The sequence below is a fragment of the Litoreibacter ascidiaceicola genome, from assembly GCF_900129235.1.
Taxonomy (GTDB): Bacteria; Pseudomonadota; Alphaproteobacteria; order Rhodobacterales; family Rhodobacteraceae; genus Litoreibacter; species Litoreibacter ascidiaceicola.
In genome coordinates, this window is sequence record NZ_FQUV01000002.1 from 251,005 (window position 1) to 273,666 (window position 22,662).

The window sequence follows — 22,662 nt, forward strand, 5'->3', positions numbered from 1 at the left end:
AGCAATTCCCCCTTGAGACTAGGGTCAATTTCGCGCGTAATGTCGGTTAACAATGATCTATATGTTGAGGTATTTTCCATGGTTTCCACTCTACGTAGCGTAGCGGTAGCAATTATTCTGGCTGAATCGGCGACAAGCGTGGCCGCTGAGTCGCTTTCATACAAGGACGCCCGGCGGGCTTTGCCGAAGGGAAACCGCACCGTGGCCGAACTACCTGACACCTCCTTTTTGGACGAGAAGCAGCAAGCAATCGTGTTGTCGCTCAAAGATACCATTCCTTACTTCGGCGCGCTGGCGCTGACCCCGGATGAGGGGCTGTTTGTCGATTGGTTGAATGCCTCGGCGCAACATCACTCAATTGATGCTGCACGCGCGGCAGCGCTCAAACATTGCGAGGCCAACCGGAAGAAATCATCGGCCAAATGTGTCGTGGTTCTCGAGGTGTCACCTAAGGGTGCGAAACCTGATGCGCCCCTGAGCCTGTCCGCCGAGGCCGCAGATGCGCTAAGGGGGGAGTATCGTAAATTGAAGGCACCCAAAGCCTTTGCCATTTCCCCAAGTCAGGGCACCTTTGGCTTTGCTGGCGGGGACGGCGCGAGGGCACTGTCAGCTTGTGCCAAGTCGGGTGGCGGGGCGAAAGATTGCACCGTGGTGGTGGCGGATTGACCGGCCCACCCCCTGACTTTTTCGTGGGGTGGCAAAATGTAGCCTATTCTAGGATGCCAAAATTCGTTAAACGCGGTAGAACTGTTCTAATGCCACAGCAAAAAGGCTGCCAAACCTGTGACTTATGACTCTGCGCTCGACACCGCCTTGCAACGCTTGCACGACGAAGGCCGCTACCGGACCTTTATTGATGTGGAGCGCGCGCGCGGCAACTTCCCTCATGCGGTTTGGACCAAGCCTGATGGAACGACGCAAGACGTGACGATCTGGTGCGGCAACGACTATCTGGGTATGGGCCAACACCCTGTAGTGCTGGCGGCGATGCACGAGGCGCTGGATGCCACTGGTGCGGGCTCTGGCGGGACACGCAATATCTCGGGCACGACCGTGTATCACAAGCGTTTGGAGGCCGAACTGGCCGACCTGCATGGCAAGGAAGAGGCGCTGTTGTTTACCTCTGCCTATATTGCCAATGATGCCACTCTGTCGACTTTGCCTAAACTTTTTCCCGGATTGGTAATCCTCAGCGACAATCTCAACCACGCGTCTATGATTGAAGGCATTCGTCGCAACGGCGGTGCGAAGCGTATTTTCAAGCATAATGACCTGGACGACCTGCGCGCCCAGCTGGAAGCTGTTCCCGCGAACCTGCCGAAGCTTGTCGCCTTTGAGAGCATCTATTCGATGGATGGTGACTTCGCGCCAATCGAAGCAATTCTGGATCTGGCTGATGAATACAATGCGCTGACCTATATCGACGAGGTCCACGCCGTTGGCATGTACGGCCCCCGCGGTGGCGGTGTGGCTGAACGGGACGGGTTGATGAGCCGTATCGACATCATCAACGGCACCCTTGCCAAGGCCTATGGCGTGATGGGCGGGTATATCGCGGCATCCGCGAAAATGTGTGATGCGATAAGGTCTTACGCGCCGGGGTTCATCTTCACGACGTCGCTTCCTCCTGCCGTTGCGGCCGGTGCCGCAGCGTCGGTCGCGCATTTGAAAACCGACACGACATTGCGCAAGCAACACCAAGACGGGGCGGCTGCGTTGAAGCTGCGCTTGAAGGGGTTGGGCTTACCACTCATCGACCACGGCTCGCACATCGTGCCTGTCCATGTCGGCGATCCGGTGAAGTGCAAAATGATTTCTGATCGGCTGCTTGATGACCACGGCATCTATGTCCAGCCGATCAACTTCCCGACGGTCCCGCGCGGGACAGAGCGACTGCGGTTCACCCCGTCTCCGGTTCATGGCCCAAAACAGGTTGATGCGCTGGTTCATGCGCTGGACGAATTGTGGTCCCATTGTGCGCTGAATCGCGCCGAGATGGCGGGTTAGCCGCTTTTCTGCACTGCAACACGCGGGTGTGATGTGCTACGGTTCTTGCAATGCGGCGGCGTGGGGACGAATCGATGCCGCATTTTGGGATAACGGATAAAAGCGGGCAGACGCGGATGTTGGGGCGAAACAAACAGCCCAAATCGGAAAAGACCGAGGAGACTCGGGGTTTCGACGCGTTTGAAATGCGCCTCGGCGACATGATGCGCGGCGAGCGTGCGACCTTAGGCAAATCCTTGCTCGACGTGCAACGCGAGCTGAAAATCAAAGCCACCTACATCGCTGCCGTCGAAAATTCTGATCCATCAGTTTTCGAAACACCTGGCTTTATTGCCGGATATGTCCGCTCATATGCGCGTTACTTGGGGATGGACCCTGATTGGGCATTTGAGCGGTTCTGCAAAGAAAGCGGATTTGCTGGTGTCGAAGGGTTGTCGGGAACATCCGCATCTTCGCGTAAAGAGAACAAGACCCGCGTGAAAGCGGTGGGGGAAGAGGCGATAATCCGCCCCGTTGCCCCCTATGCACCTTCGGGTGAAAGCATTTTCTCCAAGATCGAACCGGGTGCCATCGGCTCCATCGCGGTGCTGTTTGGTCTGATCGGGCTGATTGGCTATGGCGGTTATTCGGTGCTTCAGGAAATCCAGCGTGTGGAATTCGCGCCTGTGGATCAATCCCCGAGCCTGTCGACGGATGTCGCATCGCTCTCCACGACGCTCCCTCAAACGGAAGTTGCGACGGGTTTCGTAGCCCCTGCACCAGATGCGCTTGACCGTCTGTACCGCCCGCAAGCTCTTGAGGCTCCGGTGTTGACGGCACGTGATGGTCCCATCGCCGCGCTGGACCCGAATTCCAACGGGGCATTTGTGGTTGAAGACGATCCACGATTTGCGTCGTCCGCCCTAAGCCGCACTGCCAACGACGCGCCAGCGCTCGCCACGCCACAGGTTCTGGCTGAAAACGCCGAGGATGTAGTTTTATTCGCAACCCGTCCAGCATGGGTGCGCATCTCCAACGCGGACGGATCGGTGCTGTTCGAGAAAATCCTCGACGCGGGCGAAACGTATGTCTTGCCACAAACCGACGAGCAGCCAACTTTGCGCGCGGGCAACTCCGGATCGTTGTTCTTCAATATCAAGGGCCAAACCTACGGCCCCGCTGGTCCCGGCACCTCTGTGGCGAAGAATGTACCGCTTGGGGTTGATGTCATAACCGAGAATTATGCCGTGGCCGACACCACTGACGCCTTGTTGTCAGAGGTCCTGACTGCGATGGCGACGACACCAATTGTGATCGACCCGAACGCCCCCGCGACCGAATAGTCACCGGATAATTCCGGACGACACGTTGCGACCCTCATCGGTGGGGGCTATATCACCAAAGAACAGCAGCAATCGCACAAGGCTAGTAGGCCCATGTCCTCCCTCCATTCCATACGCCCGTGGCGTCAGATCGACCGCCGCAAATCCCGCCAAATTATGGTCGGCAATGTGCCGGTCGGGGGGGATGCGCCGATCACGGTGCAAACCATGACCAACACCGACAGCTCCGACGTAGCAGCGACTGTTGCGCAGGTGCAGGCATGTGCTGAGGCAGGGGCGGACATCGTGCGTGTATCCACGCCCGATGAAAGCTCCACCAAGGCCCTGCGAGAGGTGGTCAAGGAAAGCCCCGTGCCGATCGTGGCCGACATCCATTTCCACTATAAGCGCGCCATTGAGGCCGCCGAGGCTGGCGCGGCTTGCCTGCGGATCAATCCCGGCAATATCGGCGATGCGACGCGTGTGCGCGAGGTGATCAAGGCCGCGAAAGACCACGGATGCTCCATCCGGATCGGGGTGAATGCAGGCTCTTTGGAGAAACATCTCCTTGATAAATATGCCGAACCTTGCCCTGAGGCTATGATCGAAAGCGGGATGGATCATATCCGCATCCTGCAAGACAACGATTTTCACGAATTTAAAATCAGCTGCAAAGCCTCCGACGTCTTTCTTGCCGCTGCCGCCTATCAAGGGTTGGCGGAGATCACGGATGCACCTATCCATCTGGGAATTACCGAGGCCGGCGGACTGACTTCCGGCACCATAAAATCCGCCATTGGCTTGGGCAACCTGCTGTGGAGCGGTATCGGTGACACCATTCGGGTATCTTTGTCAGCTGACCCTGTCGAGGAAGTCAAAGTCGGCTACGAAATTCTCAAATCACTGGGCCTGCGCCATCGCGGCGTTAACATCATTTCCTGCCCGTCCTGCGCACGGCAAGGTTTCGACGTGATCAAAACGGTTGAGGCACTGGAGAAACGTCTGGAGCACATCAAGACACCGATGAGCCTCAGCATCATCGGCTGCGTGGTCAACGGGCCGGGCGAGGCACTGATGACGGATGTCGGATTCACCGGCGGCGGGGCAGGGTCCGGCATGGTGTATCTCGCGGGCAAGCAAAGCCACAAGCTGAGCAATGACCAGATGGTTGAGCATATCGTCGAGCAAGTTGAAAAGCGCGCAAGCGTGATCGAGGCAGAAATGGCCGCTGAGGCAGCTGAATAAATGCTTAAATATCTAGCTTTCGCACTCATCTTGGCGGTGATCGCCTTGGCTGCAATCGTACGCCTGCGCCCGATCACTCCTGAGACGTGGCATGTCGATCCCGAGACCGTCGCCAGTAAGGAGGAGGCGGGGCACTTTGCAGTTACCAAAGGCGGAGATATCGCACCCTACGTGGTCGAAGGCACCGTATCAGAGGTTGCCGATGCCTTGCAGGTCCGCATTCAGGCGACCCCTGGCACGACGTTGTTGGCGGGCGATTTGAACGATGGTTTTGCCACCTATATCACGCGCTCCAAATTCTGGGGGTTTCCCGACGTCACCAATATCAAGCTGGAACCGATGGGGGACCAAACTGCCGTTCATATGGCTGCGCGACTGGTGTACGGGAAAGCGGATTTCGGAGTGAACGAAGCGCGAGTACGTCATTGGTTGGGGGCGGTGAAAGGTTAACCGTCAGCCCGTCACGCAACTACCGCCGGTTTCACGCCACATCGGCACGTTCAAGGACATCTCGCAGCGGGCCATAAAGACGCGGCCGCCGACGCTCAGGCAGCGGTTTTCGCCCAGTTCGACCCGCGCGCCAGATTTGTCCGTGCAGTAGCATTCCACTGCTTTACCAGAGGGTGATGTCACATCAGCGCTGATTGGTAGGGTCAGCACGGCGAAAGCCAGAGCATATTTCCACATTGCTCAAGATTAGCACACTTGACCCCACACCTCCAAATGTTCATCAACGCCACATGGTTCCATTGGACAGACTTCAGCAAATCACCGAACGGTTTGAGTATCTTGAGGCGCGGCTCGCTTCCGGTGACACGGAAGATTTTGCAGGCATTTCGCGTGAGTATTCGGAGCTTAAGCCTGTCGCAGACGAAGTGGCGGCCTATCGCCAATTAATTACCGATATAGAAGATGCGCGGGCGATGATGAGCGACCCTGAAATGCGCGAACTTGCGCAAGAGGAATTGCCTGCTCTAGAAGCCCGGCTGCCGGAGGCCGAAGACTCGATCAAACTGGCGCTCCTGCCCAAGGATGCCGCCGACGCGCGGCCCGCCATGCTTGAAATTCGCCCTGGAACGGGCGGCGACGAAGCCGCGCTGTTTGCCGGTGACTTGTTAAATATGTATCGCCGCTACGCAGAAGCGCGCGGCTGGACGTTTGATCTGATCGAATACCAAGAAAGCGAGTTGGGCGGCGTTAAGGCAGTCACAGCCCACATCAAAGGGCAAAACGTGTTTGCTCGATTGAAGTTCGAAAGCGGTGTTCACCGAGTGCAACGGGTGCCGGTGACTGAAAGCGGCGGGCGGGTGCACACGTCTGCGGCAACCGTGGCCGTGCTGCCGGAAGCAGAGGAAGTCGATATCGACATTCCCGCCAGCGACCTCCGGCTCGACACCATGCGCGCGTCTGGGGCAGGTGGCCAGCACGTCAACACCACAGACTCTGCTGTGCGCATCACCCACATCCCGACGGGGATTATCGTCGTCAGTGCCGAGAAGTCGCAACACCGTAACCGCGAGATTGCCATGCAGGTCATGCGCACGCGCCTGTATGATCTGGAGCGTCAGAAGCTGGATGACGAACGCTCTGCCACGCGCAAAAGCCAGATAGGCACCGGTGACCGCTCGGAGCGCATCCGCACCTATAACTTCCCGCAAGGCCGTATGTCAGATCACCGTATCAACCTGACGCTGTATAAACTTGACCAGATCATGCAGGGCGATCTGGACGAGGTTATCGACGCACTCACAGCTGACGCGCAGGCACAGATGCTGGCCGAACAGGGGCTATGAGTGACGCGCTGTCTTCGGCCATCGTGCGCTTGCATGAGGCCTGCATTCCCGATCCATCCAATGAAGCACGCCGTCTCGAGGCGCTGGCTGCTGAACAAAACGTGGACCTCGCTGAACTTGTCGCGCGTCGTGTGACCCATGAGCCGTTTTCGCATATAGCCGGACGCCGCGCGTTCTGGACCCATGAGTTCTTCGTTTCCAGCGCAGTTCTCGACCCGCGCCCTGACACCGAAACACTGGTGGAAGCTGCGTTAACACTGCCTTTCGATACCGTGCTGGATCTGGGTACGGGGTCGGGCTGTATCTTGTGTTCTTTACTGGCGGAGCGTCTTTCGACGACCGGTACGGGTACGGATATCTCGCCGGATGCCCTCGAAGTGGCACGACGCAACGCGGCGCTGACTGGCACGCAAGCGCGCGCGTCATTCATCGAAAGCAACTGGTTCGAGGAGGTGGAGGGGCGCTTTGATCTCATTGTCTCCAACCCGCCCTATATCACCGAGGCTGCCTATCGCGACCTGCATCCAACGGTCCACCGGTTCGAGCCGCGCATCGCTTTGACACCGGGCGGGGACGGGTTGGACCCATACCGTGTCATAGCGGCAGAAGGCGCCAAGTTTCTTAGCGAAGATGGCTTTGTGCTGGTGGAGATCGGCTATGATCAGGGAGCAAGTGTGCTGTCTCTTTTCAAACAACACGGCTGGCGCGACGTCGCTTGCATCCCCGACCTCAACAGCAAAGATCGTGTGATCCGCGCAAAAGCACCGGAATAGCTGATAAACAGGCAATTTCCCGCGTTACATAGCAGAATCAGCTTGCAAATGACCTGCTTGGCTGCTTTTGTCTTTTGCAGTAGGTCGCAGGCGTTTTAAGCGCCTCCTACGCTTAAGCCCAAAATAAGGTCTCGATTCTAACGTCATGGGGACGCCGCCAGCTTGGAAGCGGATAGGATCGAAAAACAGGACCAAAGCTCAAACGGCTGGAACCCAAAACACATGAGATCATCGAAGTCCCGCTCGCGCGGAAAGAGCCGCAATAACAACAACAACCGATCTGGCGTTAATGTCGTCAACCGGGTGTTCGACAGCTCTGGCCCTGAAGGTAAAGTGCGCGGCACCCCGCAGCAAATTATTGAGAAATACCAGCAGTTGCACCGTGATGCGCAGCTGTCGAATGACCGCGTTGCCGCTGAAAACTTCTCGCAACACGCAGAACACTATGCGCGGATGCTTGGCGAAGCGATGAAAGAGCAAGAGGCCCGCCGCGAGGCGCAAGAAGCACAGCAACAGGCGCAGCGTGAGCAGCAGCAAAAGCGCGACCAAAACCAGAATCAGAATCAGAATCGTGACCAGCCTCAAAACCAGAGCCGTGACCAATCGCGCGATCGCAGCGAAGACCAGCAGCCGGATGTTCGGGTCGATGATATGTCACCTGCAGCACTTGCCGCAGCGGCAGAGGCTCGTGCAGGCGGTGGCAATCAACCTGATGTGATCGACCTTTCCGGTGATGCCGATTCCAGTGAAAGCGGCTTGGTCGAGACGGCTGAAGCCGCGCCAAAGCCAGCCCGCAAGCCTCGGACACGCAAGCCCAAAGCCAAGCCGACCGAAGCTTCGACGGATGAAACACCCGCAGCTGAGTAATCAGCTGCGGGCGATTTCGCGTGCTAATGCGCAGAACGCTTCCAAAGAAACCTGTTCCGCCCGCTCTGTCGGCGGAATGCCTGCGGCCCGAAGATGGTCTTCAATCTCTGGTCCCATGACTTTCAACGCGGCACGTAGCATTTTGCGACGTTGATTGAACGCAGCTCCGACCACTCTCGATAACACCGCGGCATCTGCTTCAAACCGTGGTTTTTCGAGCGCGGTTAAATGGACCACAGCCGAATGCACCTTTGGTGCTGGCACAAACGCCTCAGGGGGCAATTCCATCACAATACGGGCGTCCGCCCGCCACTGGGCCAGCAGCGCCAACCGCCCGTATTTTTTGCTTCCGGGTGCTGCGACGATCCTCTCGGCCACCTCGCGCTGGAACATCAAAGTCAGGCTTTGCCAGAAGGGCGGCCAGTCTTTTGGGGTCAGCCACCGAACTAGCAATTCGGTACCGACATTATAGGGCAGGTTCGCTGCCACGCGGATCGGCGGGGTCAGGTGCTCTAGGGGGTTAATCTCCAGCGCGTCGCCTTCGATTACGTGCAATTGGCCAGGATAGGCGGCGGAAATTTCTGCTAGTGCAGGCAAGCAGCGCGGGTCCTTCTCGACGGCAAGTACGCGCCGCGCCCCTTCAGCCAACAGGCCACGGGTCAAGCCACCGGGCCCCGGACCAACCTCAAGCACATCGCAACCTGTCAGGTCACCCGCTTGGCGTGCGATTTTCGCGGTCAGGTTCAGATCCAGCAGGAAGTTCTGGCCAAGGCTTTTCTTTGCCGACAACTCATGGTCGCGGATCACGTCCGAGAGTGGGGGAAGCCCGTCTATTTGCGCCATGTCATCCTCGCTTGCCCACCATGTCCCACGCCATGCGCAGGGCTGCGATCGTGGAGGTAGGATCGGCCAAGCCTTTGCCCGCAATGTCGAAAGCTGTGCCATGGTCGGGGGAGGTGCGGATAAACGGCAGTCCGAGGGTCACGTTGACCCCGCCCGAAAAGTCGATTGTCTTGATCGGAATCAAGGCTTGGTCGTGGTACATACAGATCGCTGCGTCATATCCAGCACGGGCTTGCGCGTGGAACATCGTATCAGCGCTCATCGGGCCGGACAGGCGCATTCCATTTTGCGACAAGCGTTCCATGAGTGGGGAAATAAGCGTGATCTCTTCGGTTCCCATTGCGCCGCCTTCACCCGCATGAGGGTTCAGTCCTGCAACGGCCAAACGCGGCTCCGCGATCCCGAAGTCGCGGATTAGTGCCGCATGGGTGATGCGAAGTGTGTCTTCCAACAACCCGGCGGTAAGGGCATCGGGAACATCGGCCACGGCGATGTGGATGGTCACCGGAACGACCCGCAAATCGGGACAGGCAAGCATCATCACCACGCGTTCGACACCGGCCAAGGCTGCAAGGTATTCCGTGTGCCCAGGATAGGCAAAATCCGCGCCGTCTTTGAGAGCCTTTTTATGAATTGGCAGAGTACAAAGTCCCGACGCCGCGCCAGAGCGCACCAGTTCGACCCCGCGCGCAATCACGTCAATCACCCCTTGCGCGTTGCGCGGATCGGGAACGCCCGGTGTGGCGTCTCCAGCAAAATCATGGTGCAGCAAGGGCAGGGTGGTCTCTTGGCCAGTGACTTCTGACAGAGACGTCACTTCAAATACGGGCCCTGTGACGTGCCGACGATCGGCAAGAAGCACCATCGGCACTTCGCCACGTACCGCCGCAAAGGCAGTGTGGGCGATCTCAAGGCCAACGCCCGCAGGCTCGCCGCAGCTTACCACGACGGGAGGGTGCTGGCTCATTGCTCGACGATGATAGCGTCGGCGCGCAGTTCTTCAAGAAAGCTGTCCGCATAGGAGGTGATGCGCTGGTTGAACAATTGCTCACGAACGCGGCTGCGTAGGTCGACTTCTTCACCGTTCTCGTCCAGCGGGATATCCAGCGTCCGGCCGCATAGCATCAGGTAAACCAAGAACTGGCCGTTCTGGCGGGTCAGCGCGGTGGAAACTTCATTGCTGTCGAGCTTTGCCAACTCGAGGGCGATGTCTCCGGGCACGTCGGCGGTGGGTAAGACAGTGCGTTCGAAATACTCCGGCGGCAGGTCTTTCGCAGGTGTATAGAGGTCGTCGCAGGTGTCGTAACGCTCTTCAAAGGTTTTGGCTTGCGCCAATGTTTCGGCTGTCCTACCACCTGGGAAAAGTACAGTCGCATATTCCAATGCTTGGGTTTCCGGTGATCCTGCCTCGGTTTCTTCGAGACCGCGCAGTTGGAACACACCGATGGCGTTCCCAAGGTTCAGCGGTTCGCTCACTTCGCCCGGTCCAAGTGTCAGCACGGCGGCACGGATTTGCGGAGGGACATTGCCCAAAGGAAGCCATTCAAGACGCCCGCCACGCCCACGGGTGGGGGAGGCGGAGTAGCGCCGTGCGGCGGCACTGAATGCGCTTTCAGACGAAATAGTCTCTGACAGGCGTTGCGCCAGCGCTTGGTTGCGCTCCGCAGTCTGGGGGGCAAGTGGCAAAACGATTTCGGCCAACAGAACCCGCGCGCCGCCCGTTGTGCCTTGAAGAGCCAACGCGCGGTCGACCTCTGGTTCCGACACTTGGCTACGTGCGCCAAAACGGCCCTGTACCAACTCGCGCCATGCAAGCCCCGCGATCACGAAGTCGCGGAAGGTTTCCGCCGACACGCCGGCTTGGCTCACGGCCTTGATAAACTCATCAGCAGTCAGGTTTGCGCGGGACGCGAACTCTTCCATGCCTTCGACGATTTGTTCTTCTGTCGGGGTAATTCCCGCGCGTCGCGTTTCCATCAGGCGCAATCTGTCATCGATCAGCCCCTTGCGGGCTTCGGTTTTTGCGTTTCCGGGAGCGCGGAGCACATTGAGAAACAGCTCGCGTTGTTGAAGCTCGTAATTCGTGATGACCAGATCGTTCACCGTGATGGCGGTCTGGAACAGCCCTTGCTGCTGCGCACTCGCGGCAGGCGCAAGAAAGGCCAGTGCTGTAAGGGTGAAAGCAAAAATCCGGGTCAGGAGCGCATGTTTCGGCATCATATTATCTGCTCTGTTCTTTATCCGTTGCACTGTCTGGCGAAGCTTCCTCCGCCGATCCCCCGCGCGCCGAAGCCCGCAAGCTGGACCGACAGGCTCAGGTCCGTCGTTGGCGATACACTAGTCGAAGTCGTGAAGCGGCGCGAGACCGAAAGGTCCATTTTTGCGCATTCGTTCTGGTAGCTAATCCCTAGCCCTGCCTCGGTGGTGCGATCATTCACAAAATCGTAGCGTAGCTCGCTGGACAAGGTCCAGTGCCGCGACACGCGGTAAGCACCTTCAAAGGCCAGTTCTGAGGTATCCGTAGGCCGACCCTCAGCCACATCAGCCTCTAACCAAGCAAAGGTCGAGGCCAGTTGGAACGTGTCCGTCGTCCAGCCCATACGCATTTCGTTGCGCGCGAAAGAAAACTGATCGTCAAAGATGGCGCGGTTGATCAGATCAAAGCTCTCGCCGACCTTCAACTGGGCCGCCACAAGCCAGTCGGACTTCGAGCCGGTCAGACCGGTCGAATTGGAAAACTGATTTAGGTCGTCGCGACGCAAGATTCGCCCGACTGTCAGGCCAAGCTTCCATCCGGAATGGCTTTCGCGCGTGTAGGTCAGGCCGAGATTGAGCCGGTTGCCAAGCTCGCGGTTGTCCACACCGGGTGCGCGTGAAAACTCGAAGATGTTTGCCTCGTCGAATTCGACCAGCAGGCTGTCCTCATTGTCGACTTCACCGCTTACACTGTTTTTCGACAAGACCAGTTGAACAACCGGTTCCAGCAGATGGTTGGCACGCGCGCCCTGGCGCAACATCGGCCAGCGCCATTCTACCGCGGCATAAGGTGTGACTTCCACGGTGTCGTCAAAAGCAAGTGTCGGGTTCGCGCGGGGCTGGCGGATTTTGTAGCCGTCGATAAAAATCGCGCCCTCGGCCGCGACCATCATCCCGTTGCTCCATAACCAATCCCTGCGCCATTCGGCCGAGGTGGAAATGCGCACCACATCACGTGATAATCCCGCGCTTGTCGGGTCAGAGTCCGCGCGACGATAATGCCCGTGGGTCTGAGCCGTCAAAGTTGCAATTCCGCCAAGAGACGACGGGGCAAATCGTTTTATGTATGTCGCATCGCCCACAAGTGTCGGCAGGGTGCGGTTGTCATCGCCATCGCGGAGCGATTTGTAGTGGATCAGCTCCGCGCCGATATACTCGTCGCGACTGGCGCGCTCGACCGAGATCGCGCTGTCGAGGATGTCTTTGTCGGAATAGCCGTAAAGCAGCAGGTAGCCTGGGTCTGACACCAGTTCGACATCAAACTTGCCGGTAAAGCCTCGACCCAATGCAAATGTGCCGTCGGCAAACAGGTAGCTGCGCGCGTCAAGGTTGGTCACATTGTCATCGGTCACCGCACCGTTCAGTTCGATTTCGCCTTTCGCGAATTTCTGGCGGTATCGCGCTTCCAGTGTTCTCGCACCTTTGCTGGTCACCCATGGCGTTAAGGTCAGATCGGCATGATCCCCCAGCGTAAAGAAATACGGTGTGCGTAAACCAACACCCAAATCGCCGTTGGAGCGGAGTTCGGGAAACAAAAATCCGTTTGACCGCTTCACAGTCGGGTCAGGCAGACGCAGATAGGGAGTATAGAAAACTGGAACACCAAGGACCCTTAGCGTTGCCTCATCAAAATAGATCTGGCGCTCGGTCGCGTCATGAACAACACGCTTCGAGCGGATTTCCCAAAGTGGCACCGGATCGCTTTCACAGATGTGGCAGCTGGACGCGATGGTTTTGTAAAACTGGGTGTAGCGCCCCTCGGTGCGGCGAATTTCAGCTGCGGCGACCTGAAGCTGCCGCGCGTAAACCACACGGGCGCTTTTCAACACACCGTCCCGCAGGTCACCGGACAATTGCGCGAAGTCGGCGACGATTAGGGTATCTGTTTGGTCGATGATGTAAATCGGGCCTGTGACCACCAAGGTATCGGTTTCGCCATTATACGAAATTGATTGCGCTCGAAGCCGCACCCCGTTTTGCAGGATTTCCACATTTCCGGAGGCGCGCAATTCCTGAGTACCGCTTGCAAAGACGACGCTGTCCGCCACAAGGCTCGCGGTTTCCACGGCTTGCTGCTGTGCAAAGCCGGGGGCTGCGGCGCTTGCAGCCATAAATAAACCAAACAGGGCCGCACGCATGTCAGCCGTCCTCCGTGTGCAACAACAAGCCCAGCGACAGGAAGATTCCTGCAAGCGGCGGGGCCCACGCGGCAACCAGTACCGGAATTTGCCCGTTCTGGCCAAGCACCTGAGCAAAGTTTCGCAAAAAGAAAATGCCAAACCCCATGAGGACCGCGAACAACACCATAAGACCAGTGCGCCCGAAGCGGGTATGACGCATCGTAAAGCCAGCCCCGATCAGCACCATCGCAGCCAACAATACAGGGTTCGCAAGCTCCATATTCAGCCAGACCCGATGTTGCAGGGCAGAGAACCCCGCTCGGTCCAGTTGCCGGATGAACCTTGGCAGGTCCCAGATCGGAATCGACTCCGGACTTCCGAAGCTGTCTCGAATTTGATCACGGGTTAGATCGGATTTCACATTGATCTGCGGGTGAAGCACAGCGCCGGTTTCGGGGTTCTCCAGATCGGAAAAAGTCCACCGTTTTGCCTTGGATAGAACCCAGCTCCCTGGCTCCAGCAGCGCCTCGGCAGCTTCGATGCGATAACTGACCGACCCGTCGCCGTTGAAGCCATAAAAGGTGACCCCGAAAAACCGTGTCCCATCCAGATTGGAGCGCTCTGCGCGGATGACCACCTGACCTCCGGCGCTGGCCTGACGCAGCCACAGACCTTCTTCGGAGACGGAGCTAACCGACCCGCCCGTGTTGGCGTAGCGGCTAGAGACAACTTCGAATTGTTTGGACGTGGCCGCAACAATTGGGTTCAGCACAGCGACACCAAGTGCGCCAAAAACCAGAGATGTCAGAACAGGGGCCGCCAGCGAACGCAGCGCAGAACGCCCCGACGCACGGGTCACAACCAGCTCCGATGTTCGCGCGAGCCCGAGGAAAAGTGTGATGGTTGCAAGCACAACCAACAGCGGAAGCATGCGGTACATGGCAGCGGGGGCGTTGAGCAATGCAAGCTGACCTGCTTCCATGACGCCAACCTGATCACTGTCGAAGCGGCGCATTTGCTCGACTAGATCAATCAACAAAACGATACCGAAAAACACCCCGAACACCAGTGTGAACGACCACGCGAAGCGGCGGGCAAAATAGATATCAAGCCTCATGCCGGTATCCCTTTCGGGGTGCGCCCACGCATGCGTTTCATTGATGTCGAGTAAAGCAAAAGTGCCGAGATCAATGCCCCCACGGCCGGAGCAGCATAGGCCAGCCAGAACAATGCCGCGTCCTTGCGGGCCGCTTCTTCGGCCACGTTGGAAACCATTTGCACCAAAATAATCAGCACAACCGCGATGACGACTTGCCGCCAGACCCCGAAGCGCGAGAAGCCCCCCAGCATCAAAGTGGCAAAGCCCATGAGCGGAACCACAATTGCCAGAAGTGATTTGGCAAAGCGATCATGCGCTTCGAACAAAAAGTCGGGCAAGTCGCCATGGGCCGAGGCCAGATCCGCCTCGGACGGGTTGAGCAACACCGGTGTGGACAATTCTCTGAGGTCGCGATTTCGCGCGCCGCTTGGGCCAATCAAGGCCCCGATATTGTATGCGAAGTCTTCGAAGGCGACGGTGGACAATCGGCCAGTGTCTTTATGAAAGGTTTGGGCCAGCCCGTTGCGCATTACCAGCCTTGGACCGGACACCGCGCGCACCAGAAATGCGCGTTCCGCCGTGTAGGTAACCACCGCCGTCGGATCACGGCTGTCTTCCAAGAACAGCTCGTCAAGTTCGCCCAGTTCCGTAATGTTGCGGATATATACGGCGATATCGGAGGTCGGATGCAGGAACTGGCCTTCTTTCAGGAACTGCGCTGTGATGTCTTTGGATATTTCCTGACTGCGTCCTGCAAGCTCGGTGCGCGCCGCGGGAACAAGAACATGCGCGAGCACCGCGACCAGAACGGCAACCAACACGCCGAAATAAATTACAGGCCGTCCGATCCGCAACGACGAAGCGCCCGCCGTTTGCAAAACCACCATTTCCGAATCCGAGCTGAGGCGATTTGTGACATATACGGCGGCCACGAATGCCGAAATCGGCAGTACAATCAGGATGACATATGGCAAGGTGAGCAAGGTGAACTCCAGAAACACCAATGCGGTCTGGCCATCGCTGATCAGTTGGTCAAACAAGCCAATTGCGCGGTTCACCCAATATACGGATACCAAAACAAGAGAGAAGAAGCCGAACAGGATCAACAATTGCGACAGCATGTATCTGTCGAATCGTGCCAAACTCTGTCCTCCCTAGTTGTTGAGTGACTTTTTAGCGCAAAATCTGGGGGTGGAACAGGGGGTTCTGGTCATTGCTCTCTGCCCGCGCTAGCAATGGGGAAACCCTCCAATATAGGCAGACTCATGACCGCTTTGATCCCAGTAGACTTCGCCGCCACCGACATTGATGCCATCAAGGACATGGAGGGTCGTCTGGCCATTTTCGTGCCCCCAGCGGGCACGCTCGATGCGACGGCCAAACGGGTCAACCGGTTGACCCGCGGCTCGATTGCCCGCGCGGTATCCGGTGATGCGTTTGAAAAGCTGGAAGACGGCGCGGCGATGGTTCTGTCCTATCCGGTGAATATCCCTGCCGAAGCAGTTATCATCGTAAAACTGGCGCGTCGCCCGACCGTGGGCGAGGCCCGCAAAGCGGGAGCTACGCTGGCAAAGCAAGCGGGAACGACCAAGGTCCATGCGTTGTGTGGCAACCTGCGCCGCGCCCACGAGTTGGCTTATGGCATGATCTTGCGCGCTTACGAGTATACCGACCAGAAAACCGCCGAAAAAACCGCCCATGAGGGTGCTTCCTTTGTGGTCAATGCGCCCGACGATGTGAAAGCGGCGTTCGATGGACTGGACGCCTTGGCCGAAGGCGTATTCTTCACCCGTGACTTGGTGAACATGCCCGCAAACGTGCTGACCACGACCGAGTTCGCCAAGCAATTATCTGACCTGAAAGACCTTGGTCTTAAGGTCGAAGTGCTGGAGGAGAAAGACCTCGAGAAACTCGGCATGGGCTCTTTGCTTTGCGTGGGGCAAGGGTCCGACAGCCCGTCGAAGGTTGTTGTCATGGAATGGAACGGCGGCTCAAAAGGGGACAAGCCGTTTGCCTTCGTCGGCAAGGGCGTGGTCTTCGACACGGGCGGCATCTCGCTGAAGCCTGCCGCTGGCATGGAAGATATGACGATGGATATGGGCGGTGCTGGCGTGGTCGCGGGCGTTATGAAAGCGATCGCAAAGCGTAAGGCCAAAGCAAATGTGGTTGGCCTTGTCGGATTGGTCGAAAATATGCCGTCGGGCAATGCCGTTCGTCCCGGTGACGTGGTAACCTCGATGAAAGGCGACACGATAGAGGTGATCAACACCGACGCCGAAGGCCGCTTGGTTCTGGCGGATGTGCTTTGGTATGCGCAAGAGCGGTTCGAGCCGCTGGGCATGATCAACCTCGCCACACTGACAGGGGCGATTGTCATCGGTCTGGGGCACGAGAATGCCGGCGTGTTCTCGAACAATGACGCGCTGGCCAATGCATTCCTGAAGGCTGCCAATGTCGAGGAGGAAGGCGCATGGCGGATGCCAATGGGCAAGGCCTATGACGATAAGCTGAAATCTCGGATCGCGGATATGCAGAACGTCGGTGGCCGCCCGGCAGGCTCCATCACCGCGGCGCAGTTCCTGCAACGCTTTGTGAAGCCGGAAACCCCATGGATTCATCTCGACATCGCAGGGGTGGCATCGGTGAAAGAAGAAACCAGTTTTGCACCCAAGGGGGCCACTGGTTGGGGTGTTCGTGCGTTGAACCGCCTGATCATGGACAACTTCGAGGGCGAGTAAGCATGGGAGCCGCCTTTTTCTACCACATGACCACGCAGCCCGTAGACGTGACCTTGCCCATGCTGTTGGGCAAGGCACGCGGGGCGGGGTGGCGTGTGGCGATCAGGGGCCGCGATGTCGAAAGACTGGATCATTTGGACGGGAAGCTGTGGGAAGCGGACGGGTTTCTTGCCCATGGTCGCGCAGGTGGTCCGCATGACGCGGAACAGCCGATTTTGTTGACCGATGCGGTCAAGGCACCGAACGGTGCAAGCTGTCTTGTCAGTCTCGATGGGGCAGAGATCGCGCCTGAAGAGGTCAATGGATCAGACCGCACGATGATCCTGTTCGACGGCAACGATGGTGATGCGGTTGCCCGCGCGCGCGAGCAATGGAAGGCGCTGACAACTGCCGGATGCGCGGCACAGTACTGGTCGCAAGAAAGCGGTCGTTGGGAGAAAAAAGCCGAAAGCGGCGAAGGTTAGGCTATCGCTCCAGCACCAAGGTATCGGGTGTGATTTCGACACGACCGAACCTGCGCAGGTAGGCCATGCCCAGCAGCGAGCTGTCCAGTTCACCTTCGTTAACGAACGCCCGAACTCTGCCCTCGTCCAATTCACCCAAGCGCACATTCTCCAATGTTACACGCGCGGTGCGGACCTCGCCATTCGCGGTGCTGGCGCGGCCCCCATAGATTAAAGCCTCTGTGTCGATCCCGACGCGCTCCGCATCTTCTTGGGTCAGCACAACGCTGCTTGCGCCGGTATCGACGATGAATTCCACCGGAACATCGCCCACATGCAACGTCAGGTGATAATGCCCGTCACTACGAACGGGCACCTCGATGCGTCCGTTCTCGAAAGTGCTTTGGCGGGGAAGGACGGTTTTGGACACGTCATTCCAAAGCCCGTAAGCGACGATGACGCCAACGAAAATGAAACCCCACAACGCGGCTTGACGCGCCATCTCGCCCATTCGGGCGCGATTGGAAATCAAAAAATACCCCGCAATAACGGAGCCGAGCAGAACGAGGTAGATGAGGCGGGCGGTGTCTTCGCTATCCATAGCATTAATATAGGGGCTAGGTCAGGTGCCTGCCACCACTCCAAACTCGCGCAAGCCGTCTAGGACGAATTGTACCGACAGCGCCGCCAGCAACATCCCCATTAAACGCGTGATCACCTTGATCCCTGTGTCGCCGATAACGCGCTCCATCAGGCCTGCCATCAAGAACATGCCGAAGACAACGGCAAGCACGGACAGCATCACACCGTGCACAGCGGCCACATAGGTGAAGTCCGCGCCCGGTGTGCCGGTCAAAAGGATCATCGTCGCCAGCGCGCCCGGACCTGCAATCAAAGGCGTGGCCAGCGGGAAGACCGAAGGGTCTTCGTCTCCCGGGCCATCAGCCTGATCTTCACGGCGTTGGGTGCGACGCTCGAATAGCATGTCGAGCGCAGTCACGAACAATAGAACGCCCCCCGAGATGCGGAAAGCCGCCATTGATATACCGATGAAGTCCAGAAGCGCCTCGCCTGCCAACCCGAACAGCGTCAGCAAAAATACCGCGACCAGACACGACCGGATTGCGATCCTAAGGCGGTTGCGGAAATCCATGCCAGACGTAAGCGCCACGAAAAGCGGTGCGAGCCCGATCGGGTCGATCACCACGAACAGGGTGACAAAGGCGGTGATTGCGACAGAGGGTTCCATTTCCTCGCCCTATATGTTTGTTTCACGAAGGAAAACCCTTTGTCGGCATATCTGGGAGAATTGACATGACGAATGTGATGGCAGGCGTGGTCCTGACGGGTCATGGCGGCCCTGATATGCTGGAATGGCGGGACGATATGGCTATTCCTACACCCAAACCCGATGAGGTGCTGATCGAAGTGGCGGCCTCGTCGGTCAACAATACCGATATCAACACGCGGATAGGCTGGTATTCCCAGACCGTACGCGGGGCGACCGATGCGGTCAGCGAAACCTCGGACGCGGATGCGTCATGGTCTGGCACGCCCCTTGGCTTACCACGTATTCAGGGTGCTGATGTGTGTGGCCGGATTTCGCGGGTCGGGCGCGACATTGACCCGAACCGAATTGGCGAGCGAGTTTTAGTGCGGACCATGCAAAATCATGATGGCGCCGTGTGGACCATGGGTTCGGAATGCGATGGCGGCTTTGCCCAATTCTGCGTGGCACGCGCCCATGATGCCATTGTGGTGGACAGCAGTTGGAGCGATCTGGAACTGGCCACGCTTCCCTGCGCCTACTCCACGGCAGAGGGCATGTTGCAACGCGCATCCCTCAAGGCGGAGCGAGTGTTGATCACGGGAGCATCCGGCGGCGTTGGGGCTGCGGCAGTGCAATTGGCAAAAATGCGTGGGGCGCATGTGACTGGGGTTACAACACCTTCTAAAGCGAATGCCGTGCGAGAATTGGGTGCGGACGCAATCTTAACCCGCGATGAAACCCCGCCGCGCGGTGCATTCGATGTGCTGGTGGATTTGGTGGCCGGCCCCGGCTTTCCCGACATGCTCGACGGGTTGGCCGATTTCGGGCGCTACGTGTGCTCTGGTGCTATCGCAGGTCCGATTGTCGAGTTGGACGTGCGAAAGCTCTATCTGCGCGACCTGAGTTTCTTTGGGTCAACCTTTCAACCGGACAATATCATGCCCGATTTGATCGGTTATGTGGAGGCTGGGCGGTTGCGTCCGGCAGTGACCGCAACATTTCTGCTGCGAGACCTGAAGGCGGCCCAAGCGGCATTCGCTGCCAAAACACATGTCGGTAAAATCGCGATTGATGTGGCGGGCGGAACCTAGCTTTCCGCCTTTTCCAGTTTGGACTGCGCCTTGACCCACATGGCCTCTGCTCGGTCCATGGCGTCCATGACCTCGGAATACTTCTTTTGCCAGACCGCGCGCTTGTCGGCCATGTGGTCTTCATAGACCTTCGGGTCGCCAAGACGCTTTGCCAACTCGTTCTGCATTTCCGACAGCTTGGCGACACGGGCCTCGCATTTCCGCACGTCCGAACGAAGGGCCAAGATGTCATCGCGTGATGCGGTCTTGGCCTTAGGCTTGTCTTTCTGGGGCTTCTCTGGTGGCGCCAGAAGCAGCTTTCGGTAGCTGGGCAGGTCGTCGTCATACGGGTTCACGCGACCGTCTTTGACCAGCCACAAACGGTCGGCAACGAGGGACAGCAAGTGCATGTCGTGGGACACCAGAATGACCGCGCCGGAATAGGCGGTCAGCGCCTGCACCAAGGCCTCGCGGCTTTCGATATCAAGGTGGTTCGTCGGCTCATCGAGGATCAACAGATGCGGTGCGGGCAGGGTGGCCAATAGCAACGACAAGCGTGCCTTTTGCCCACCGGAGAGACGACCCACTTCCGTGTCCGCCTGATCAGGGCCAAGGCCGAAGCTGGCAAGACGGGCGCGCAGCTTGGATTGCCCTTCATGGGCGCGTTCGCGGATAAGGTGTTCCAGCGGGGTTTCGTCAACGAAAAGCTCGTCCACTTGATGCTGGGCAAAGAAGCCGATGCGCAGTTTGTTGGAGGTCGACATGCGCCCTCCCATAACTTCAAGACGGTTCGATAACATCTTGGCAAGAGTGGACTTTCCCTCACCGTTCCGGCCCAGAAGCGCGATACGGTCGTCTTGGTCGATGCGCAGGTTCAGGTGGCTCAGAATGGCTTTGCCATCGTAGCCAACCGATGCGCTTTCGGTGCTGATGATCGGTGGTGACAGCTCTTCCGGTTCAGGGAAGGTAAACACCACACGGGCCGCGTCTTCGGGGGCGGTGATTGTTTCCATCTTCTCCAGCATTTTCACGCGGGATTGGGCCTGCTTGGCCTTGGAAGCCTTGGCCTTGAAACGGTCAACAAAGGATTGAAGATGCGCGCGTTGCAAATCCTGCTTCTTGGCGGCCGCAGCCTGCACCGCACGGCGGGCAGCGCGTTGGCGGGCGAACTGGTCGTAGTTGCCGGAATAGAACGTCAGCTGTTTGTCTTCGAGGTGCAGGATACCGTTGACCGAGCGGTTCAAGAGTTCGCGGTCGTGCGAAATGATGATGACCGTATGCGGATAGCGTGTCAGGTAATGCTCAAGCCACAACGCGCCTTCAAGATCGAGATAGTTGGTCGGCTCATCGAGCAGCAGCAGGTCTGGCTCGGAGAAAAGAACCGCGGCCAAAGCCACACGCATTCGCCAGCCTCCCGAGAAGTCGGAGCAGGGCCGGTGTGTTTCTTCGGGCGTGAAACCAAGACCGACCAAGATCGAGGAGGCCCGCGCTTCGGCGGACCAAGCGTCGATATCTACCAGACGGGTCTGGATGTCGGCGATGCGGTTGGGGTCTGTGGCCGTTTCGGCCTCGGCCATCAGGCTTGCGCGCTCTTTATCCGCGTTCAGAACGGTGTTGAGCAGCGAGACCTCGTTTGACGGCACTTCTTGGGCGATCCCGCCGATGCGGGCGCGGTCCGGCAAGGTGATTGCGCCACTCTCCAGAACCAGTTCACCACGGATCAATTTGAACAGGGTGGTTTTGCCCGTCCCGTTGCGCCCCACAAGGCCCACTTTGTGACCCGTAGGGATATTGGCCGAGGCGCCCTCAAACAAGGAACGGCCTTCGACGGCGTAGCGGAGTTCTGACATGCTTAACATGCCCTGCGTTTCGCCTATGCGGGCAGGGGTGTCAATTGGGCGCTTTTCATGAGCAGACCACCATGCTAGGTGCGCCTCAAATTCACTCTTGGTAAGGACCCGCATCATGGCTATCCAACGCACATTCTCGATCATCAAACCAGACGCCACAAAACGCAACCTGACTGGCAAAATCGCTGCCAAGTTCGAAGAGGCCGGCCTGCGCATCGTTGCTTCCAAGCGCATTCAACTGACATTGGCCCAAGCGCAGCAGTTCTACGGTGTCCACTCCGAGCGCCCGTTCTTTGGCGAGTTGTGTGAGTTCATGATCTCCGAGCCGATCGTCGTTCAGGTTCTGGAAGGCGAAGACGCCATCGCGAAAAACCGCGAAGTCATGGGCGCAACCAACCCTGCGGACGCGGCAGACGGCACCATCCGTAAAGAGTTCGCGCTGTCCATCGGCGAAAACTCCGTGCACGGCTCTGACGCGCCAGAGACCGCTGCAGAAGAAATCGCGTTCTTCTTCTCCGGCCTAGAGCTGGTTGGCTAAGACTTCGGTCACAGAAATTTGGGGAAGGGCCGTGCAACTTCAGGTTGGGCGGCCTTTTTCTTTGCACTAGCGACGCAGGCCAACGCCAATCGCATCAAGATCAGCTTCTAACGCACTGATATTTTTGTTGAAATGCTTGGCCTTCAACGTATCAAACTTGACGCGAAGCGCATCTTTTTCCGCACCTTTGCAATCGTTCCATGGTCTACCCTGAAGGGCCATAACCAAGACGTAATAGCCAATGAAATGAGGGCGGTCGCCGTTTTCCAGAAGCCTAGCGTAGGCCGCATCGGCTCCGAGGTCACGCAACGCCTCGGCTGACCGAATGCCCACTCGGGCCAAGCTGGCCTCGTAGGCGGGGCCAAGGTTGCGAATTGAAGAAACAGACTCGGTCATAGAACCTGCTTAGACTCATCGGTATCGCAGAGGAAAGGGCCTTTACAGGCTGG

The 22,662-nt window shown here is 58.1% G+C and carries 23 protein-coding genes; 12 read left to right on the top strand and 11 right to left on the bottom strand.

The window, feature by feature from the left end; genetic code table 11:
- Positions 1-201: 201 nt before the first annotated feature.
- The 5 genes from BUB72_RS04375 (at position 202) to BUB72_RS04395 (ending at position 5,003) form a co-directional block, all read left to right on the top strand.
- On the top strand, positions 202-666 hold the full coding sequence (locus BUB72_RS04375) for a 5-aminolevulic acid synthase (RefSeq protein ID WP_139250609.1): 465 nt from the start codon (positions 202-204) through the stop codon (positions 664-666).
- Positions 667-783: 117 nt separating this feature from the next.
- A complete protein-coding gene (gene hemA / locus BUB72_RS04380) occupies positions 784-2,007 on the top strand; it encodes a 5-aminolevulinate synthase (RefSeq protein WP_073141093.1) in 1,224 nt (407 codons plus the stop codon).
- A gap of 116 nt (positions 2,008-2,123) precedes the next feature.
- Positions 2,124-3,329, top strand: a complete 1,206-nt coding sequence (locus BUB72_RS04385) for a helix-turn-helix domain-containing protein (RefSeq protein WP_073141695.1) — start codon at positions 2,124-2,126, stop codon at positions 3,327-3,329.
- A gap of 93 nt (positions 3,330-3,422) precedes the next feature.
- Positions 3,423-4,553: a flavodoxin-dependent (E)-4-hydroxy-3-methylbut-2-enyl-diphosphate synthase gene (gene ispG, locus BUB72_RS04390; RefSeq protein WP_073141094.1), complete on the top strand. Its 1,131-nt coding sequence runs from the start codon at positions 3,423-3,425 to the stop codon at positions 4,551-4,553.
- Positions 4,554-5,003 (top strand): DUF1499 domain-containing protein, encoded by a 450-nt coding sequence (locus BUB72_RS04395; RefSeq protein WP_073141096.1) that lies wholly within the window; start codon positions 4,554-4,556, stop codon positions 5,001-5,003.
- 3 nt (positions 5,004-5,006) lie between these two features.
- Here BUB72_RS04395 and BUB72_RS04400 read toward each other — a convergent pair whose 3' ends face one another.
- Positions 5,007-5,240, bottom strand: a complete 234-nt coding sequence (locus BUB72_RS04400) for a hypothetical protein (protein WP_073141098.1) — start codon at positions 5,238-5,240, stop codon at positions 5,007-5,009.
- Between the two features lie 53 nt (positions 5,241-5,293).
- Here BUB72_RS04400 and prfA point away from each other — a divergent pair, with 53 nt between their 5' ends.
- The 3 genes from prfA (at position 5,294) to BUB72_RS04415 (ending at position 7,986) form a co-directional block, all read left to right on the top strand.
- On the top strand, positions 5,294-6,346 hold the full coding sequence (gene prfA, locus BUB72_RS04405) for a peptide chain release factor 1 (RefSeq protein ID WP_073141100.1): 1,053 nt from the start codon (positions 5,294-5,296) through the stop codon (positions 6,344-6,346).
- Positions 6,343-7,119 carry a peptide chain release factor N(5)-glutamine methyltransferase gene (gene prmC, locus BUB72_RS04410; protein WP_073141102.1) on the top strand — a complete coding sequence of 259 codons (777 nt, stop codon included), beginning with the start codon at positions 6,343-6,345 and terminating at the stop codon, positions 7,117-7,119. Before prfA ends, prmC begins: the two co-directional genes overlap by 4 nt.
- A 222-nt stretch (positions 7,120-7,341) precedes the next feature.
- Positions 7,342-7,986: a DUF4167 domain-containing protein gene (locus BUB72_RS04415; RefSeq protein WP_073141105.1), complete on the top strand. Its 645-nt coding sequence runs from the start codon at positions 7,342-7,344 to the stop codon at positions 7,984-7,986.
- Here the strand turns inward: BUB72_RS04415 and rsmA are convergent, their stop codons facing one another.
- Genes rsmA through lptF form a run of 6 tightly spaced genes read right to left on the bottom strand, consistent with a single transcriptional unit; the run spans position 7,987 to position 15,446 of the window.
- Positions 7,987-8,829 (bottom strand): 16S rRNA (adenine(1518)-N(6)/adenine(1519)-N(6))-dimethyltransferase RsmA, encoded by an 843-nt coding sequence (gene rsmA, locus BUB72_RS04420; protein ID WP_073141106.1) that lies wholly within the window; start codon positions 8,827-8,829, stop codon positions 7,987-7,989.
- Position 8,830: 1 nt separating this feature from the next.
- Complete coding sequence (pdxA, locus tag BUB72_RS04425) at positions 8,831-9,796, bottom strand: 4-hydroxythreonine-4-phosphate dehydrogenase PdxA (RefSeq protein WP_073141108.1); 966 nt, start codon at positions 9,794-9,796, stop codon at positions 8,831-8,833.
- A complete protein-coding gene (locus BUB72_RS04430; RefSeq protein ID WP_073141110.1) occupies positions 9,793-11,049 on the bottom strand; it encodes a peptidylprolyl isomerase in 1,257 nt (418 codons plus the stop codon). The genes pdxA and BUB72_RS04430 overlap by 4 nt, the downstream gene beginning before the upstream one ends.
- A gap of 17 nt (positions 11,050-11,066) precedes the next feature.
- Positions 11,067-13,223 carry an LPS-assembly protein LptD gene (locus tag BUB72_RS04435; protein ID WP_073141112.1) on the bottom strand — a complete coding sequence of 719 codons (2,157 nt, stop codon included), beginning with the start codon at positions 13,221-13,223 and terminating at the stop codon, positions 11,067-11,069.
- 1 nt (position 13,224) lies between these two features.
- On the bottom strand, positions 13,225-14,322 hold the full coding sequence (gene lptG, locus BUB72_RS04440; RefSeq protein ID WP_073141114.1) for an LPS export ABC transporter permease LptG: 1,098 nt from the start codon (positions 14,320-14,322) through the stop codon (positions 13,225-13,227).
- Complete coding sequence (lptF, locus tag BUB72_RS04445; RefSeq protein WP_073141115.1) at positions 14,319-15,446, bottom strand: LPS export ABC transporter permease LptF; 1,128 nt, start codon at positions 15,444-15,446, stop codon at positions 14,319-14,321. The genes lptG and lptF overlap by 4 nt, the downstream gene beginning before the upstream one ends.
- A gap of 123 nt (positions 15,447-15,569) precedes the next feature.
- Between lptF and BUB72_RS04450 the strand changes: the two genes are divergently transcribed.
- The gene (locus BUB72_RS04450) at positions 15,570-17,042 is read left to right on the top strand and encodes a leucyl aminopeptidase (RefSeq protein WP_073141117.1); all 1,473 of its coding nucleotides are present in this window, start codon (positions 15,570-15,572) and stop codon (positions 17,040-17,042) included.
- A gap of 2 nt (positions 17,043-17,044) precedes the next feature.
- Positions 17,045-17,506: a DNA polymerase III subunit chi gene (locus BUB72_RS04455; RefSeq protein ID WP_073141119.1), complete on the top strand. Its 462-nt coding sequence runs from the start codon at positions 17,045-17,047 to the stop codon at positions 17,504-17,506.
- Between the two features lies 1 nt (position 17,507).
- Here BUB72_RS04455 and BUB72_RS04460 read toward each other — a convergent pair whose 3' ends face one another.
- Both BUB72_RS04460 and BUB72_RS04465 read right to left on the bottom strand, forming a co-directional pair.
- Positions 17,508-18,086 carry a retropepsin-like aspartic protease family protein gene (locus BUB72_RS04460; protein ID WP_073141121.1) on the bottom strand — a complete coding sequence of 193 codons (579 nt, stop codon included), beginning with the start codon at positions 18,084-18,086 and terminating at the stop codon, positions 17,508-17,510.
- A gap of 21 nt (positions 18,087-18,107) precedes the next feature.
- A complete protein-coding gene (locus BUB72_RS04465; RefSeq protein WP_073141123.1) occupies positions 18,108-18,734 on the bottom strand; it encodes a MarC family protein in 627 nt (208 codons plus the stop codon).
- A 65-nt stretch (positions 18,735-18,799) separates the two neighbouring features.
- On the opposite strand from BUB72_RS04465, the gene BUB72_RS04470 reads away from it, so the two are divergent.
- Positions 18,800-19,846, top strand: a complete 1,047-nt coding sequence (locus tag BUB72_RS04470; protein ID WP_073141124.1) for a zinc-binding dehydrogenase — start codon at positions 18,800-18,802, stop codon at positions 19,844-19,846.
- On the opposite strand, the gene BUB72_RS04475 is transcribed toward BUB72_RS04470, so the two are convergent.
- On the bottom strand, positions 19,843-21,684 hold the full coding sequence (locus BUB72_RS04475; RefSeq protein WP_073141697.1) for an ABC-F family ATP-binding cassette domain-containing protein: 1,842 nt from the start codon (positions 21,682-21,684) through the stop codon (positions 19,843-19,845). The genes BUB72_RS04470 and BUB72_RS04475 overlap by 4 nt on opposite strands.
- A 106-nt stretch (positions 21,685-21,790) precedes the next feature.
- Between BUB72_RS04475 and ndk the strand changes: the two genes are divergently transcribed.
- Entirely contained in the window at positions 21,791-22,213 is a 423-nt protein-coding gene (gene ndk, locus BUB72_RS04480) for a nucleoside-diphosphate kinase (RefSeq protein WP_073141126.1), read from the top strand.
- Positions 22,214-22,279: 66 nt separating this feature from the next.
- Here ndk and BUB72_RS04485 read toward each other — a convergent pair whose 3' ends face one another.
- Positions 22,280-22,609 (bottom strand): TfoX/Sxy family protein, encoded by a 330-nt coding sequence (locus tag BUB72_RS04485; RefSeq protein ID WP_073141129.1) that lies wholly within the window; start codon positions 22,607-22,609, stop codon positions 22,280-22,282.
- Positions 22,610-22,662: the final 53 nt, after the last annotated feature.

Excerpts from the sequence above, each read along its gene's own strand:
- BUB72_RS04475 (WP_073141697.1), bottom strand. The coding sequence starts at position 21,684 with ATGTTAAGCATGTCAGAACTCCGCTACGCCGTCGAAGGCCGTTCCTTG.
- BUB72_RS04385 (WP_073141695.1), top strand. The coding sequence starts at position 2,124 with ATGTTGGGGCGAAACAAACAGCCCAAATCGGAAAAGACCGAGGAGACT.
- prfA (WP_073141100.1), top strand. The coding sequence starts at position 5,294 with ATGGTTCCATTGGACAGACTTCAGCAAATCACCGAACGGTTTGAGTAT.
- BUB72_RS04415 (WP_073141105.1), top strand. The coding sequence starts at position 7,342 with ATGAGATCATCGAAGTCCCGCTCGCGCGGAAAGAGCCGCAATAACAAC.
- rsmA (WP_073141106.1), bottom strand. The coding sequence starts at position 8,829 with ATGGCGCAAATAGACGGGCTTCCCCCACTCTCGGACGTGATCCGCGAC.
- BUB72_RS04455 (WP_073141119.1), top strand. The coding sequence starts at position 17,045 with ATGGGAGCCGCCTTTTTCTACCACATGACCACGCAGCCCGTAGACGTG.
- BUB72_RS04400 (WP_073141098.1), bottom strand. The coding sequence starts at position 5,240 with ATGTGGAAATATGCTCTGGCTTTCGCCGTGCTGACCCTACCAATCAGC.
- BUB72_RS04450 (WP_073141117.1), top strand. The coding sequence starts at position 15,570 with ATGACCGCTTTGATCCCAGTAGACTTCGCCGCCACCGACATTGATGCC.
- pdxA (WP_073141108.1), bottom strand. The coding sequence starts at position 9,796 with ATGAGCCAGCACCCTCCCGTCGTGGTAAGCTGCGGCGAGCCTGCGGGC.
- BUB72_RS04485 (WP_073141129.1), bottom strand. The coding sequence starts at position 22,609 with ATGACCGAGTCTGTTTCTTCAATTCGCAACCTTGGCCCCGCCTACGAG.
- BUB72_RS04470 (WP_073141124.1), top strand. The coding sequence starts at position 18,800 with ATGACGAATGTGATGGCAGGCGTGGTCCTGACGGGTCATGGCGGCCCT.
- BUB72_RS04435 (WP_073141112.1), bottom strand. The coding sequence starts at position 13,223 with ATGCGTGCGGCCCTGTTTGGTTTATTTATGGCTGCAAGCGCCGCAGCC.
- BUB72_RS04395 (WP_073141096.1), top strand. The coding sequence starts at position 4,554 with ATGCTTAAATATCTAGCTTTCGCACTCATCTTGGCGGTGATCGCCTTG.
- BUB72_RS04465 (WP_073141123.1), bottom strand. The coding sequence starts at position 18,734 with ATGGAACCCTCTGTCGCAATCACCGCCTTTGTCACCCTGTTCGTGGTG.
- ndk (WP_073141126.1), top strand. The coding sequence starts at position 21,791 with ATGGCTATCCAACGCACATTCTCGATCATCAAACCAGACGCCACAAAA.
- BUB72_RS04430 (WP_073141110.1), bottom strand. The coding sequence starts at position 11,049 with ATGATGCCGAAACATGCGCTCCTGACCCGGATTTTTGCTTTCACCCTT.
- lptG (WP_073141114.1), bottom strand. The coding sequence starts at position 14,322 with ATGAGGCTTGATATCTATTTTGCCCGCCGCTTCGCGTGGTCGTTCACA.
- ispG (WP_073141094.1), top strand. The coding sequence starts at position 3,423 with ATGTCCTCCCTCCATTCCATACGCCCGTGGCGTCAGATCGACCGCCGC.
- prmC (WP_073141102.1), top strand. The coding sequence starts at position 6,343 with ATGAGTGACGCGCTGTCTTCGGCCATCGTGCGCTTGCATGAGGCCTGC.
- BUB72_RS04460 (WP_073141121.1), bottom strand. The coding sequence starts at position 18,086 with ATGGATAGCGAAGACACCGCCCGCCTCATCTACCTCGTTCTGCTCGGC.